Below are 13,542 nucleotides of genomic sequence, written 5' to 3' on the forward strand. Positions count from 1 at the left end.
CGCTCCCACAGGTGATCTTCAGTGAACACAAGATTTTTGTACGACTGCGATCCCTGTGGGAGCGGGCTCGCTCCCACAGGTGATCTTCAGTGAACACAAGATTTTTGTACGACTGCGATCCCTGTGGGAGCGGGCTTGCCCGCGATGACGATCTTCAACTCACCACAAAACTACCCGGCTAAACCTTGGCCTGAGCCTGCTGAATCTGCACCGCCTCCCAATGATCCAGCGCCCGCTCAACCAGCAACTGCACACCATCGGCCATGCGGCTGAGTGCCAGGGCTACCGAGCGCCGTGTCCCGTCCACATCGTCTGCCAGATCGGCCGCGATGGCGCTGATGGACAGCAGGTCTTCGGAGGCGTTGGCCAGCAGGGCTTCGGTGTCGATGTCGGGAGAGACGGAGAAGAGCGCGCCTTTGCGGCGCCTGGCTGGTTTTCCGTCAGCCGGGGGAAAGTAGTGGGCAAAGGCGCGGTCAGCGGCTTCTTTGAGTTTTTCAGTTTCGAGAGAATCTTCGGAATCGGTGCCAGGGTTACCTGGCGGATTCGGCGTAATTTTGTGCATATATAAAAAATCCTAAACAGTATGTGAGAGCCGTCACCGTTCGCTTGCACGCGAATGGGGTGGCGGCCGTGCGCAGGTGTGCAAGACCGGGACTGTTTAGGACACCCAGCAGATCCGAGGATCTCCTGCGCGCAGCCGCCATTAAGCAATGAGCCATGGCAATTGCGACCTAAACAGTTTCGTCGGACTTGCACGTCCGTGTCACCGTTTATTCAGTGACAAAGCCAGACTAGACCTGGGCCCGGGCGGGAACAAGTTCACCAACACCACTACAACTTGAAGGAAATCTCCGACGGAGTTACCAGACGTTGGTGTTTTTGCAGAAGGTCAGGATTTGGACGACAAGTCCGCCATCCCCTTGAGCAATTCGATCGGCAGCGGAAAGACGATCGTCGAGGTCTTGTCACCGGCAATCGAACTCAGCGTCTGCATGTACCGCAACTGCATGGCCCCAGGCTGGCGGCCAAGCATCTCGGCCGCTTGCATGAGTTTTTCCGAGGCCTGCAATTCACCTTCGGCGTGAATCACCTTGGCCCGGCGTTCCCGTTCGGCTTCGGCCTGTTTGGCGATGGCGCGGACCATCGATTCGTTGAGGTCCACGTGTTTGATCTCGACGTTTGCCACCTTGATGCCCCAGGCATCGGTCTGGGCGTCGAGTACTTGCTGGATGTCGATGTTCAGCCGCTCCCGTTCGGCCAGCAGTTCATCGAGTTCATGTTTACCGAGCACCGCCCGCAACGTGGTCTGGGCCAGTTGGCTGGTGGCCATGAGGAAGTCTTCGACCTGGATGATGGCTTTCTGCGGGTCGAGCACGCGGAAATACAGCACCGCGTTGACCTTGACCGAGACGTTGTCGCGGGTGATCACATCCTGCGGCGGTACGTCGAGCACCACGGTCCGCAGGTCGACGCGGACCATTTGCTGGACCACCGGAATCAGCAGGATCAGGCCCGGGCCCTTGACCTGCCAGAAGCGCCCGAGCTGGAACACCACCCCGCGCTCGTATTCGCGCAGGATGCGGAAGGTCGACCCCGCCAGTGCGATCAGCAGTAACAGCAGCGCGGCAAAACCCAGTTGCAGGCCCATGTCTATTCTCCCTTCGACGCCGCATCAGCCGCGGCCACTTCCAGCAGTAATCCCTTGCGCGCCACCACCCTGACCCTTTGCCCGGGTTGCAGCGGCGTGGTGCTGAGGACTTGCCACTTTTCTCCTTGCAGGTGCACCCAACCGTTGTAGGCATTGCCGGCCAGCGACAACACCGGGGCCACGCTACCCACCAGTCCGGCATCGCCGCTGACGTTTTCTCGCGGTCGGGTTTTCAGGGCGTGGATCAGCAGGAAGATCAACAGCAGCGCACTGATCAGTCCGAGGCCGACCATCAATGGCACAGGCACTTCGGTGTTGCTCAGGATCACCGCGCCGATCACAAACATCACAATGCCGCCCAGCCCGATCACACCGTAATTGGGCAAGGCCGCCTCGGCGATCAAAAAGGCGATGCCGAACGTGATCAGCCAGATCCCCATGGGGTTGGGAGCCAGCAGGACGACGGTGTCCGCTGCGAAGACCGATCCGCTCAAGGCCAACAGCAGCGCAATTGCCCAGCAACGAGTGTTCACGTGACCCTCCGGGAGAGTCATTGATGGTTCTTTATACAGTCTAGCTGAGCTGTGGATTGTACGAATTTTGACCAGTTATTGACGTCGGCCCGGCGGGCGGATTTCCCGCGTGATTACGCCAGCGGGCCTAGACTTTCAGTACGTAGAAAAGCTTTAACCATCGTCCGCGCAAGTTGTTGCGGACACCGAGGTGCATCATGCGTATGGCAAGAACCCTGCAGAGCAGCCTGGATAAGGCGCACTGCGAATATGACATCATTTCCCACCCGCACTCGGCCAGCAGCCTTGAAACCGCACGGCTTGCGAACATTCCTGCCGAAAGGGTGGCCAAGTCGGTGATCCTCGACGACCAACACGGGCATTTCCTGATGGCTGTGCTACCGGCGAGTCGTCATCTGGACCTGAGCAAAGTACGCAGCAGCGGCGAATGGCAGGTCTCCCGGGAAAGCAACCTGCCGCACCTGTTCGATGATTGTGAACGCGGTGCCGTGCCAGCCCTGGGCGAATCCTATGGGCTCGACGTGGTCATCGACCCGTTGCTGACTCGCCAGAAAGACATCTACCTGGAAGCCGGCAACCACACCAATCTGCTGCACATGGAAATGCCGCAGTTTCTGAAAATGGTGCCGCATGCGGAGGTGCGAGAGTTGAGCCAGTGAGTTTTGCGGCGTTAGTGATACCGTCATCGCGGGCAAGCCACGCTCCCACAGGGTTCTCGCAGTCCTGTGGGAGCGTGGCTTGTCCGCGATTGACTGCAAAGCAGTCACCCAATCATTTGCCATAAAAAAGGAGCCCGACATGGAATCCCCAACCCACAGCCTTCCTTCCCTGTTCAAACAACTCGGCCTGGACAGCGATCCGGTCAGCATCGACCAATTCATCGCCACCCATTCACCGCTCAAACCGGACCTGCACCTGGCGGACGCGTTTTTCTGGACCAAGAGTCAGGCGGAGTTTTTGCGGGACGAGATTCTGGATGACGCGGATTGGGCGGAGGTGGTGGATCAACTGGATGTGCTGATGAGGAAGGGGCGTGGGGGTGTAAAAATCTGAGCGCAAAACCTTGTCACAGCTTTTCTGAAAGGTATTACCTGAGCTGAAGTAGCTTTCATGGCGTTGAGTCCAGCTATGAGAGCGAGTCATGCAACGAGTTTTGGCAGAAAGAGTCATCAGCATTTCTGAACTCGCGAAAAACGCAGGAGCTGCGGTGCGCGAGTCGCAAGACGGGCCGATTGCGGTGCTCGAAAACAATAAAATCAAGGCCTATCTGGTTTCGCCGGAGCTTTATGAAGCGATGCTTGTGCGTTTAGGTGATTTCAACCTGGCGTCCAGTTGAGTGTCGTAAATCTGTCCGTCCGCCTGAGAATTGTTTCAAAACTTGACCAACTTTCCCCTCCAATGCCATATTGATAGTTAGCAAGCTAACAGTGTGTGTTTCCCCTCGTGCCGAAGAACCTCGACGCTCTCCAGATGAACATCAGCAGCTCCATGGTGGTGGCCGCCAGGCATTGGCGGAAGATCTGCCAGACCACGCTGGTCAACTATGGAATCTCCGAAGCCTGCGCCGTCCCGTTGTTGATGATCGGGCGTCTGGGCGAGGGGGTGCGGCAGGTGACGGTGGCGCAGGCGGCAGGGATGGAGAGTCCGTCGCTGGTTCGCCTGCTGGATCAGCTGTGCCATGCCGGTTACGTCTGTCGCACCGAAGATGCCTATGACCGGCGCGCCAAATGCCTGAGCCTGACGGAAACCGGCCGGGAGTTGGTGCAGGCGGTCGAGATCGAGCTGGTGCGGTTGCGCAATGAAGTGCTCGAAGGCATCGACCGCAGTGATCTGGAAGCGACGCTGCGGGTTTTGAGAGCGTTTGAAGCGGCCAATCCGCCGTCGGTGGCCAACCCTTGAGCGGATTTTTCGCCGGCGTTCCTCCGGCGCGGGACTGGTTCTACGGGGTTCGCACGTTTGCGGCGTCGATGATTGCGCTGTACATCGCCATGCTCATGCAAATGCCCCGTCCGTATTGGGCGATGGCCACGGTGTACATCGTTTCCAGCCCGTTTGTCGGCCCTACCAGTTCCAAGGCTTTATACCGCGCGGTCGGCACCTTTCTCGGTGCGGCGGCGGCGGTGTTTTTCGTGCCGATGTTTGTCCAGAGTCCGTATGTGCTGGTGGTGGTGATCGCGCTGTGGACCGGGACGTTGCTGTTTCTGTCCTTGCACCTGCGCACGGCCAACAGTTACGCGCTGATGCTCGCCGGTTACACCTTGCCGCTGATCGCCTTGCCGGTGGTGGATAACCCGTTGGCGGTGTGGGATATCGCTGAAGCGCGAACCGAAGAAATCTTCCTCGGCATCGCGGTGGCAGCCGTGGTCGGTGCGATGTTCTGGCCCCGTCGGCTGGCGCCGGTGTTCAACGATTCGGTGAACAAATGGTTCGCCGATGCCTCGACTTACAGCCTGCGTTTCCTCAGCCGCAACGTGCAGCCGGACGAAGTCAGTGCCTTGCGTTCGGCGATGGTGGCGACCTTCAACAGCCTGGAGCTGATGATCGGTCAATTGCCCCACGAGGGCGCGCGGCCGCAGACGGTGCGCAATACCAAGGAGCTGCGCGGGCGGATGATTCACCTGCTGCCGGTGATCGACGCCCTCGATGACGCGCTCTATGCCCTTGAACGAAGAACGCCCGAGCTTGTGGATAAGTTCGCGCCGCTGTTGATCGCGACCACCGAATGGCTCGGCCACAAAGATGCCGACCTCGACCGCTGGCAGGCGCTGAAAGATCAACTTGAGGCTCTGCAACCGTCCGCCGAAGCGCTGGATGACCGCAAACAGCTGCTGTTCTCCAACGCGTTGTATCGCCTTGGCGAGTGGATCGATCTGTGGCAAGACTGCCGCAGCCTGCAATACGCCATTCAGTGCGAAAGCCAGGACAGCTGGCGCGCGGTGTATCGGCATTGGCGTCTGGGTCGCCTGTCGCCGTTTCTCGACCGTGGGCTGATGCTCTATTCGGCGGCGTCCACGGTGACCGCGATCATTGTCGCGTCGGTGCTGTGGATTCTGCTCGGCTGGACCGACGGCGGTGCCGCCGTGATTCTGGCAGCGGTGGCGTGCAGCTTCTTCGCCTCGATGGACGACCCGGCGCCGCAGATTTACCGGTTCTTTTTCTGGACCGCGATGTCGGTGCTGTTTGCCAGCCTTTATCTGTTCCTGGTGCTGCCCAACCTGCATGACTTCCCGATGCTGGTGCTGGCGTTTGCCGTGCCGTTCATTTGCATCGGCACCCTGACGGTCAAGCCGCAGTTTTACCTGGGCATGCTGCTGACCCTGGTCAACACCTCGTCTTTCATCAGCATTCAGGGCGCTTACGACGCGGATTTTCTCAGCTTCGCCAACTCCAACCTGGCCGGCCCCGTCGGCTTGCTGTTTGCGTTTGTCTGGACCCTGATCGCCCGGCCGTTCGGCGCGGAACTGGCGGCCAAGCGCCTGACCCGTTTCAGCTGGCGCGACATTGTCAGCCTGACCGAGCCGGCTACGCTGGCCGAGCACCGGCACCTCGGCGTGCAGATACTCGATCGCCTGATGCAGCACCTGCCGCGGCTGGCCATGACCGGGCAAGACACCGGCATCGCGCTGCGGGAAGTACGTGTAGCGCTGAACTTGCTCGATCTCCTCGCTTATACGCCGCGAGTGCAAGGCACACCGCAAGCGCTACTGCATCAAGTGGTGGCCGAGGTCGGCGAATACTTCAAGGCGTGTTTGAAGGCGGGCGAGCGGTTGCCGGCCCCGAGCCCGCTGCTGATGACCCTCGACCGTACCCGCCGAGCCCTCAACACCGAGTGTGATGACGGCGCGCGTCTGCACCTGTTGCATGCCCTGAGCGGTCTGCGTTTGTCGCTGCTGCCGGGGGTGGAATTCGTCGCCTCGGGTGAACTCGAAGAACCGCTTCCCCATGGCATCGATGGAGCGCCTTTATGATCGGTGATCTGGATATCAGCGGGGTGTTCCTGCCCACGCTGCTGGTGCTGATGGGCATTACGTACGTGCTGTTCCTGCTGGTGCACGGATTGCTGACGCGCCTGCACTTTTACCGTCTGGTCTGGCACCGGGCATTGTTTAACGTGGCTCTCTACGCCTTGCTCCTCGGCGCCGTGGACTCACTCAGTCGATACCTGATGACATGAAAAAGCCTTTTTTGACCCTCGGTCGCGTGGTCCTGACCCTGTTGATCGTGACCTTCGCCGTCGTCATGGTCTGGCGCATGGTGATGTATTACATGTTCGCGCCCTGGACCCGGGACGGGCACATCCGAGCCGACATCGTGCAGATCGCCCCGGACGTTTCCGGGCTGATTCAGAAAGTGGAAGTGCGAGACAACCAATTGGTGAAACGCGGCCAGGTGCTGTTCAGCATCGACCAGGACCGTTTCAAACTGGCCTTGCGTCAGGCCAAGGCAGCGGTCGCCGACCGACAGGAAACCCTGGCCCAGGCGCAACGCGAAGCCAAGCGTAACCGTGGCCTCGGCAATCTGGTGCCGGGTGAACAACTGGAAGAAAGCCAGTCGCGGGTGGCCCGCGCCGAAGTGGCGTTGATGGAAGCCCAGGTGGCGGTGGACAGCGCCCAGCTCAACCTCGACCGTTCGACCATTCGCAGCCCGGTGGACGGTTACGTCAACGACCGCGCGCCGCGTGCACAGGAATTCGTCACCGCCGGGCGCCCGGTTTTGTCGGTGGTGGACAGCAACTCGTTCCACATCGACGGTTATTTCGAAGAAACCAAACTCGACGGCATCCATGTCGGCCAGTCGGTCGACATCCGGGTGGTCGGCGACCGCGCGCGTTTGCGCGGCCATGTGGAAAGTATCGTCGCCGGCATCGAGGACCGCGACCGCAGCAGCGGCAGCAACCTGCTGCCCAACGTCAATCCGGCGTTCAGCTGGGTGCGGCTGGCCCAGCGGATCCCGGTGCGGATTGCCTTCGATGACGTGCCGGCCGACTTCCGCATGATCGCCGGACGGACCGCGACGGTGTCGATCATGGATGACCAACCGCAGGAGCCCGCGAAATGAGCAGGGCCTCGGGTTTGGCTGTCGCCGGATTGGGCCTGTTGCTGTCGGCGTGTCAGGTGGTCGGGCCGGATTATCACTTGCCGGATGACGCTGCCATCCACCGTGAAGACTTGCAGGGCGACTTATCGGTCAACGGTAAAAACGTCGTTTCAGCCCCGGTGCCCGCCCATTGGTGGCGCTTGTATCAGGATCCGCGCCTGGACCAACTGGTGCAGCAAGCCATGGCCAGCAACACCGATTTGCGCGTGGCCGCTGCGAACCTTTCCCGTGCCCGCGCTCAGGTCGACGAAGCGCAGGCTGCGGGTGGCTGGAGCGGTGGTGTGAAGATCGGCGCCCAGCGTTTGCAGGAATCCGGCGAAGCCTTCTTGCTACCGGAGAAAGTGCCGGTGGCCAACGTCGGTGACATTGGCATTACTACGTCGTATCAGTTCGATTTGTTCGGCACCTTGCAGCGCGGGATCGAAGCGGCCAAGGCCAATGCCGACGCGACTCAAGCCGCTGTCGATACCGCACGCATCACCTTAGTGGCGGATGTGGTCCGGGCTTATACCCAAGTGTGCGCGGCCAATGAAGAGCAGGAAATCGCCCAGCACTCCCTCGACCTGCAGGCCCAAGGCACCACCCTGATCCAGCGTCTGCGCGACGCCGGGCGCGGCGACGAAACCCAAGTCACCCGTTCGCAAACCCAATTCAAATCCTTGCGCGCCGACATGCCTCGTTATGAAGCGGCGCGTCAGGCCGGGTTGTTCCGCTTGTCGATGTTGTTGGCCAAGCCGGTTGAGCAGTTGCCTGCCGGAACCGCCACTTGCGCCGAATTGCCGAAAATCACCCAATTGTTGCCGGTCGGCGACGGCGCAACCTTGCTCAAGCGCCGACCCGATGTGCGCCAGGCCGAACGCCGACTGGCGGCCGCGACTGCCGGCATCGGCATCGCCACCGGCGAGTTGTACCCGGACATCAGCATCGGCGCGACGGTCGGTACCGTCGGCATCCTGGAGAACCTCGGCAAACCGGCGACCAATCGCTGGGGCTTCGGCCCGTTGCTGACCTGGACCGTCCCGTCCAACGGCTCGCGAGCGCGAATCCGTGAAGCCGAAGCAGCGACCCAAGGCACGCTGGCGCATTTCGATGGCGTGGTGCTCAACGCCATCCGCGAAACCCAGACGGGTCTGGCCCAGTACTCCGCGTTGTTGCAACGTCGCGATGCGCTGGCCGACGCCGAACAATCGGCGCAACTGGCCGCAGACCAGACCCACCGTTTCTTCCAGGCCGGCCGCGCGTCGTTCCTGGCGGACCTGCAAGCGACCCGGACTTACACCGATGTGCGGGCCCAATTGGCCTCCGCCAACACCCAGGTTGCCATGAGCCAGATCGATTTGTTCCTCGCCTTGGGTGGCGGTTGGGAAAGCGGACGAACGCAAGGCACGAACCCCGGCAAACCCTGAGGCCGTTGCTATGCTTTGACTTGATGAGGTCGCGTGTCGATTTCATCGTTCAAGGCTCGCGTTGGTCATGGGGATCTAATAATGAAAAACCCTTATGCTCCCGGCTTCTGGTGCGCTATTGCAGCATTGGTTTTGCTGTCGGCCACCTATTTCTACGGCATCATGCTGGCCCACCAGATCGACAAGGCGCTGGTGTTCCTCGACAGCGCCGCGGCGCTGATTGCCGTGATGGCAATCGTCGTGGTGGCCTGGGCTTCAGTCCAGGGCCAGCGCATCAAAAAAAGACAACTTGAACAAGGCAAGACCCTGGTGCTGATCTGGGACACCAAGGTGGCTTTGCGCCGGGTCGAAACCGTGTTTGACCGGTATTTCTGGGGCAGCTACTGGCAGCCGGGGCGCACGTTTCAGGAAGTCATGGGCGAACTTACCGGCACGCCGCTGGAAAAAAGCCTCGATACCCTGAAAAAACAGTGCCTTGAACTGGACAAACAAGTCTCCGACGACGACAGGCACTGGCTCAACAATGCCCGTGAGCTCTCCGATGTTGCCAACGCCATGGCCCGCGAACGCTATCAGCTGGACTTCTGCGATCCCCGCGCGGAAGTGACGGGCGGGGCGGTGATCAATCGCGATTTTGAAGTGCTGGTGTATACGTGGACGGCGCGGCTCAAGAGCTTTGATCATCAGCTGGATGAGATGGAAGTGCAGTATTCCTGAATTTGTGTTGCCTGAGCTGACGCCATCGCGGGCAAGCCCGCTCCCACAAGGATTGCGATAAACCTGTGGGAGCGGGCTTGCCCGCGATGGCGATTTCATATGCGCCGAAACTCTCGACCCTTACGCGCGGTCCATAGACACTCTTTAACCTTTAATCATTGGGCCGCCCCGTGCGCCTGATGCTAATCTGCATCGCACTTTCAGCGCAGTCGCGACCGCAACCCGTCATGGGTTCAGGGAAGACGACCACATTTTCAACAACGGACATTGATCGGGTCATTCATGAATAAATCAGCAGGCGTGCTTCTTGGAATCGTCGTTGCCATCGGTGCAATCAGCGCCGGTGGTGCCTGGTACACCGGCACCAAAATTGAAGGCGTGCTGAACACCTCGATCGCCGACGCCAACAAAGAGCTGAACGCCGCGCTGGTCGGTTCCAACGGCAAAGCGTCGCTGGAACTGGTATCGCTGGAGCGCCATGTGTTCAGCAGCACCGCGCACTACCGCCTCAAGGGCGAAGGCGAAATGTTCGGTGAAGCGCCGGTCGAGTTGTTGTTCGTCGACCACATCGAACACGGTCCGCTGCCGTTCTCCCGTCTGGTGTCGCTGAAATGGCTGCCGGTCATGGCCACCAGTCATTACGAACTGGAAAGAACCCCAGCCACCGAAAAATGGTTCGCCGCTGCCAAGGACAAGTCGCCGCTCAAGGGCCTGGTCAATATCGGTTACGACGAATCTACCAACGGCACCCTTGAATTGCTGCCGCTGGACGTCGCGCTGGATGCCAAGTCCAACCTGACGTTTTCCGGTCTGAACCTCGACGTCGCCGCCAGCGCCCAGGCCCAAAAGGTCAAGGCCAACGGTTACATGGACAAACTGACGTTGACCACGGTGGCTGAAGATCAGACGCCGGTGAAGGTCGAGCTGAACGGCCTGACCGTGGCCAGCAACCTGACCAAAAGCACCTACGGCTATTACATCGGCGACAACACCCTGGAGCTGACCGACAGCAAAACCACCTTCGGCGCCAAGCAGTCGGTGCTGGGTCTCAAGAAATTTGAAATGAAGAACCTGACCGAAGAATCGGGCACCAGTGGTTCGGGACGTGCCGATTACAAGGTCGGCGAAGTGTCGTTGAATGGCAAGACTGTCGGCTCCGCACAGATGGCCATGAGCCTGAAAAACCTCGACATGCCGGCGACCATGGCGTTGATGCAGATATATCAGACCAAGTTGCAGCCGTACGAGAAGGCTGCCGCTGAGGCCGCTGCCGCCGGTGAGCAGGCTCCAGAACTGGTCTTGACCCCGGCCGAAGAGGCGCTGGTCAAAACCAATCTGGAAAAACTGCTCGCCGCTGGCCCGCAGGTGGCTTTGGAGAATCTGTCGTTCAAGTCCATCAATGGTGAAAGCCGCGCCAACCTGGTGCTCGACCTGACCAAGCCGCAGTCCATGGACCTGCCGCCAGACCAGCTGACCCAACAGCTGATCGCGCTGCTGGATTTCAACCTGAAAGTGTCCAAGCCAATGCTCGTCGACCTGCTCACCGTGCAATCGGAAATCGACGGTCAGACCGACGTCAAGCTCGTTGCCGATCAGGCGACGGCCACCGCGGACATGTTCAGCAGCATGGCGGTTGGCACACAGTTCGCCAAACTGGAAGGCAACGACATCGTCACCCACCTGCACTACGCCAACAATCAGGTGGAATTCAACGGCCAGAAAATGACCGTTGAGCAATTTGTCGGTTTCGTGATGAGCAAGCTCGGCGGCGTTGCACCGATTCAGTAAAACCGCTCGCTTCAACGAAACGCCCGGCCTCTGCGACACGCAGACGCCGGGCGTTTTGCTGTCGGGTGTTTAAAACCTAATCCACGTCCCTAATCAGCCGCCACGCCTCATCCACCGGCAACGGTTGTTTCATCCGCTCAGCGAGCATCGCCATCGCTCGCTCTTTGTCGCAGGCAACCGCCGCCGCGACCACGCCGTTCCTGCTGAACAGGCCAATAAACGGAGGATGGTCAGGGTTGCCCTTGAACTCGACTTCGTCCCAGGTTTCGGCATGACCGAGGTAGTCGTAGTTTTTACCGAAGTGCCAGGTCCAGAAATACGGAACGTCGAGGTAGTGTTCGTCGCCGCCCAGCATGTTCGCTGCAGCGATGCGTGCCTGTTGCTGGGCCAGGCGCCAGTGCTCGATCCGTTGCGGCTGGCCGTTGAGCGGGAAGGTCGCGATATCACCCGCCGCCCAGAGCCCGTCGGCCACGCGCATACCACCGTCGGCCTGCAGTGAACGATCCTTTTCCTTGGGCAGGTCGGCAAACGGTTCCGTTGCCGGGCTGACGCCGATGCCGACCAGCACCAGGTCTGCCGGCAAACGTTGACCGTTTTCCAGTCTCACCGCTTCGACCTTATCCGTGCCTTCGATCTGCGCGGCTTCGCCATCGGTATAAAACACCACACCGTTGGCCTCGTGCAGGGCACGAATCGACTTGCCGACCGCTTCGCCGAACTGCTTGGCGAAGGGCACCGCGTGGCGGGCCAGCACGGTGACCTCCAAGCCGTATTGGCGCAGGGCCGATGCGGACTCAAGGGCAATGAAGCTGTCGCCGATGATTACCGCCCGCTGTCCCGGTTTCGCGGCGTTCAGAATCCGCGTCGCCTGATCCTTGGAGCGCAGCAGGAAGACTTGCGGCAGGTCGGCGCCGGGCAGCGTGGGGGGGTTGGGTGTGCCGCCGGTAGCCAGCAACGCCGCGTCATACGTCAGCGACTGACCGTCGGCCAGTCGCAGTGTTTTGTTGGCTGCATCCAGGCTCGCCACCTCACCGGTTATTCGCTCGATCCGCTGCTCGCGGTAGAAGCTTTCGTCTCGGAGTGGCGGGACTTCTTCTGGCGGCATCTCCCCGGCGATCACGAATTTGCTCAGCACCGTCCGGTCGTAACCGGCATCGGCTTCACGGTCGATCAACACGACGCGCCCGCCGAAGCCTTTTTCGCGCAATGCCGCCGCACCGGCCGTGCCAGCGGCACCGGCACCAACGATCACAAACGTGCGCTCATCATCGGCCGGCGGTGTGTGGGGATCCGATAGCGGCTGATCGTCGACCCAGACCTCGTCATCGCGCATTTCCAAGGGAAAGCGCTTGAGACTGTCCAGGGCAGGCGGTTCGCACAACCCGCCGTCCTCGATCCGATACGCAGCCTTGTGCCACGGGCAGATCAGGCGCCCATGACACAGCGCACCCTCGGCCAGCGGCGCCCCGGCGTGGGGGCATTCGCCTTGATAGGCGCGCAATTGATCGCCGACCTTCAGCAAAACGATTTTGGTGTCCGCGATCCGTACTTCCAGGCCTCGGTTTTCGGGCACATCGGCGAAACGGGCGACGCGGTGCAGGGCCATGATCACTCTCCAGGCAGGCGATTCACTTAAGAGTTTGGCGCTTAACCCGAGGTTCAGCCAATTCCCACTGCCACCGCACGAACGGTACCGCTATAGTTCGCAAGCCGAAAAAGTCCCCCTCCGCACAAGGTGCTCCGGAATGACCCGATTGACCTCTCTGAACCCTTGGCTGGCGGCCGTTGCAGTCGCCTTTTGCGTGCAATTTCCGGCGCAGGCCCAGGAGCGTTTCACCCTGAATATCCCGGGTGTCACGGATGACCGGCTGTTCACCTCGGCCGCCGCCAGCGATGCCCCAGGTTGCGGCGGACACAACGCGTCGCCGGCGCTGAACTGGAACACTGGCCCGGCAGGCACCTTGAGCTATGCCATCGTCATGCACGATCCCGACGGCCAGAAAGGTCAGGGGGTCGATCACTGGGTGCATTACGGCATCAAAGCCACCACGCACCAGATTGCGGCCGGTGTCGGCGCAAAATCCGCCCTTGAGGGCGTCGGCGGCACCAACAGCAAAGGCACCACCGGTTACGTTGGCCCTTGCCCGCCGGTTGGCGACAGTGCGCATCACTACATTATTCAGCTCTATGCACTGGACCTCGCTCCGGACGCCTTGCCCGCCGGCCTGACACGCGCGCAATTGCTGGAGAAAATCAAAGGCCATGTGCTGAAAAACAGCAGCGTGGTGCGGCGTTATCACCGCTGAAATTAATTTTCGGCCGGTTTAACCCGAACCTGAACGGGGGCTCGTCT

15 protein-coding genes are annotated in these 13,542 nt (G+C 60.5%); 11 read left to right on the forward strand and 4 right to left on the reverse strand.

The features are described 5' to 3' along the window. Nucleotides 1–178: 178 nt before the first annotated feature. The 3 genes from ACYZT8_RS00460 to ACYZT8_RS00470 form a co-directional block, all read right to left on the reverse strand. Nucleotides 179–562: a DUF6124 family protein gene (locus ACYZT8_RS00460; RefSeq protein ID WP_461978352.1), complete on the reverse strand. Its 384-nt coding sequence runs from the start codon at nt 560–562 to the stop codon at nt 179–181. A 327-nt stretch (nt 563–889) separates the two neighbouring features. Next, nucleotides 890–1,648 carry a slipin family protein gene (locus ACYZT8_RS00465; protein WP_131060480.1) on the reverse strand — a complete coding sequence of 253 codons (759 nt, stop codon included), beginning with the start codon at nt 1,646–1,648 and terminating at the stop codon, nt 890–892. 2 nt (nt 1,649–1,650) lie between these two features. After that, the gene (locus tag ACYZT8_RS00470; protein ID WP_461978354.1) at nt 1,651–2,181 is read right to left on the reverse strand and encodes an NfeD family protein; all 531 of its coding nucleotides are present in this window, start codon (nt 2,179–2,181) and stop codon (nt 1,651–1,653) included. Between the two features lie 197 nt (nt 2,182–2,378). On the opposite strand from ACYZT8_RS00470, the gene ACYZT8_RS00475 reads away from it, so the two are divergent. The 10 genes from ACYZT8_RS00475 to ACYZT8_RS00520 all read left to right on the forward strand — a co-directional run bounded on the left by ACYZT8_RS00475 (nt 2,379) and on the right by ACYZT8_RS00520 (nt 11,189). Then, nucleotides 2,379–2,840 carry an aminoacyl-tRNA deacylase gene (locus tag ACYZT8_RS00475; protein ID WP_461978356.1) on the forward strand — a complete coding sequence of 154 codons (462 nt, stop codon included), beginning with the start codon at nt 2,379–2,381 and terminating at the stop codon, nt 2,838–2,840. Between the two features lie 139 nt (nt 2,841–2,979). Beyond that, on the forward strand, nt 2,980–3,234 hold the full coding sequence (locus tag ACYZT8_RS00480; protein WP_461978358.1) for a DUF2789 domain-containing protein: 255 nt from the start codon (nt 2,980–2,982) through the stop codon (nt 3,232–3,234). Between the two features lie 88 nt (nt 3,235–3,322). Next, complete coding sequence (locus tag ACYZT8_RS00485) at nt 3,323–3,517, forward strand: type II toxin-antitoxin system Phd/YefM family antitoxin (protein WP_461978360.1); 195 nt, start codon at nt 3,323–3,325, stop codon at nt 3,515–3,517. Nucleotides 3,518–3,651: 134 nt separating this feature from the next. After that, nucleotides 3,652–4,080 carry a MarR family winged helix-turn-helix transcriptional regulator gene (locus tag ACYZT8_RS00490; protein ID WP_461982329.1) on the forward strand — a complete coding sequence of 143 codons (429 nt, stop codon included), beginning with the start codon at nt 3,652–3,654 and terminating at the stop codon, nt 4,078–4,080. After that, complete coding sequence (locus ACYZT8_RS00495; RefSeq protein WP_461978362.1) at nt 4,077–6,149, forward strand: FUSC family protein; 2,073 nt, start codon at nt 4,077–4,079, stop codon at nt 6,147–6,149. Before ACYZT8_RS00490 ends, ACYZT8_RS00495 begins: the two co-directional genes overlap by 4 nt. After that, a complete protein-coding gene (locus ACYZT8_RS00500) occupies nt 6,146–6,355 on the forward strand; it encodes a DUF1656 domain-containing protein (RefSeq protein WP_008148151.1) in 210 nt (69 codons plus the stop codon). Before ACYZT8_RS00495 ends, ACYZT8_RS00500 begins: the two co-directional genes overlap by 4 nt. After that, on the forward strand, nt 6,352–7,239 hold the full coding sequence (locus ACYZT8_RS00505) for an efflux RND transporter periplasmic adaptor subunit (protein ID WP_461978364.1): 888 nt from the start codon (nt 6,352–6,354) through the stop codon (nt 7,237–7,239). Before ACYZT8_RS00500 ends, ACYZT8_RS00505 begins: the two co-directional genes overlap by 4 nt. Then, complete coding sequence (locus ACYZT8_RS00510) at nt 7,236–8,684, forward strand: efflux transporter outer membrane subunit (RefSeq protein ID WP_461978366.1); 1,449 nt, start codon at nt 7,236–7,238, stop codon at nt 8,682–8,684. Before ACYZT8_RS00505 ends, ACYZT8_RS00510 begins: the two co-directional genes overlap by 4 nt. Nucleotides 8,685–8,765: 81 nt before the next feature. After that, nucleotides 8,766–9,401, forward strand: a complete 636-nt coding sequence (locus tag ACYZT8_RS00515; RefSeq protein ID WP_461978368.1) for an NADH:ubiquinone oxidoreductase subunit N — start codon at nt 8,766–8,768, stop codon at nt 9,399–9,401. A gap of 282 nt (nt 9,402–9,683) precedes the next feature. Further along, a complete protein-coding gene (locus ACYZT8_RS00520; protein WP_461978369.1) occupies nt 9,684–11,189 on the forward strand; it encodes a YdgA family protein in 1,506 nt (501 codons plus the stop codon). 76 nt (nt 11,190–11,265) lie between these two features. Here ACYZT8_RS00520 and ACYZT8_RS00525 read toward each other — a convergent pair whose 3' ends face one another. After that, the gene (locus tag ACYZT8_RS00525; RefSeq protein WP_461978371.1) at nt 11,266–12,795 is read right to left on the reverse strand and encodes an FAD-dependent oxidoreductase; all 1,530 of its coding nucleotides are present in this window, start codon (nt 12,793–12,795) and stop codon (nt 11,266–11,268) included. Nucleotides 12,796–12,934: 139 nt separating this feature from the next. Between ACYZT8_RS00525 and ACYZT8_RS00530 the strand changes: the two genes are divergently transcribed. Then, nucleotides 12,935–13,495 carry a YbhB/YbcL family Raf kinase inhibitor-like protein gene (locus tag ACYZT8_RS00530; protein WP_461978373.1) on the forward strand — a complete coding sequence of 187 codons (561 nt, stop codon included), beginning with the start codon at nt 12,935–12,937 and terminating at the stop codon, nt 13,493–13,495. Nucleotides 13,496–13,542 lie beyond the last annotated feature (47 nt).

It is taken from the genome of Pseudomonas sp. LB3P93, from assembly GCF_054898025.1.

Coding starts and splice junctions, on each gene's coding strand:
- ACYZT8_RS00500 (WP_008148151.1), top strand. CDS start 6,146: ATGATCGGTGATCTGGATATCAGCGGGGTGTTCCTGCCCACGCTGCTG.
- ACYZT8_RS00530 (WP_461978373.1), top strand. CDS start 12,935: ATGACCCGATTGACCTCTCTGAACCCTTGGCTGGCGGCCGTTGCAGTC.
- ACYZT8_RS00490 (WP_461982329.1), top strand. CDS start 3,652: ATGAACATCAGCAGCTCCATGGTGGTGGCCGCCAGGCATTGGCGGAAG.
- ACYZT8_RS00510 (WP_461978366.1), top strand. CDS start 7,236: ATGAGCAGGGCCTCGGGTTTGGCTGTCGCCGGATTGGGCCTGTTGCTG.
- ACYZT8_RS00515 (WP_461978368.1), top strand. CDS start 8,766: ATGAAAAACCCTTATGCTCCCGGCTTCTGGTGCGCTATTGCAGCATTG.
- ACYZT8_RS00480 (WP_461978358.1), top strand. CDS start 2,980: ATGGAATCCCCAACCCACAGCCTTCCTTCCCTGTTCAAACAACTCGGC.
- ACYZT8_RS00460 (WP_461978352.1), bottom strand. CDS start 562: ATGCACAAAATTACGCCGAATCCGCCAGGTAACCCTGGCACCGATTCC.
- ACYZT8_RS00475 (WP_461978356.1), top strand. CDS start 2,379: ATGCGTATGGCAAGAACCCTGCAGAGCAGCCTGGATAAGGCGCACTGC.
- ACYZT8_RS00520 (WP_461978369.1), top strand. CDS start 9,684: ATGAATAAATCAGCAGGCGTGCTTCTTGGAATCGTCGTTGCCATCGGT.
- ACYZT8_RS00465 (WP_131060480.1), bottom strand. CDS start 1,648: ATGGGCCTGCAACTGGGTTTTGCCGCGCTGCTGTTACTGCTGATCGCA.
- ACYZT8_RS00525 (WP_461978371.1), bottom strand. CDS start 12,795: ATGGCCCTGCACCGCGTCGCCCGTTTCGCCGATGTGCCCGAAAACCGA.
- ACYZT8_RS00505 (WP_461978364.1), top strand. CDS start 6,352: ATGAAAAAGCCTTTTTTGACCCTCGGTCGCGTGGTCCTGACCCTGTTG.
- ACYZT8_RS00485 (WP_461978360.1), top strand. CDS start 3,323: ATGCAACGAGTTTTGGCAGAAAGAGTCATCAGCATTTCTGAACTCGCG.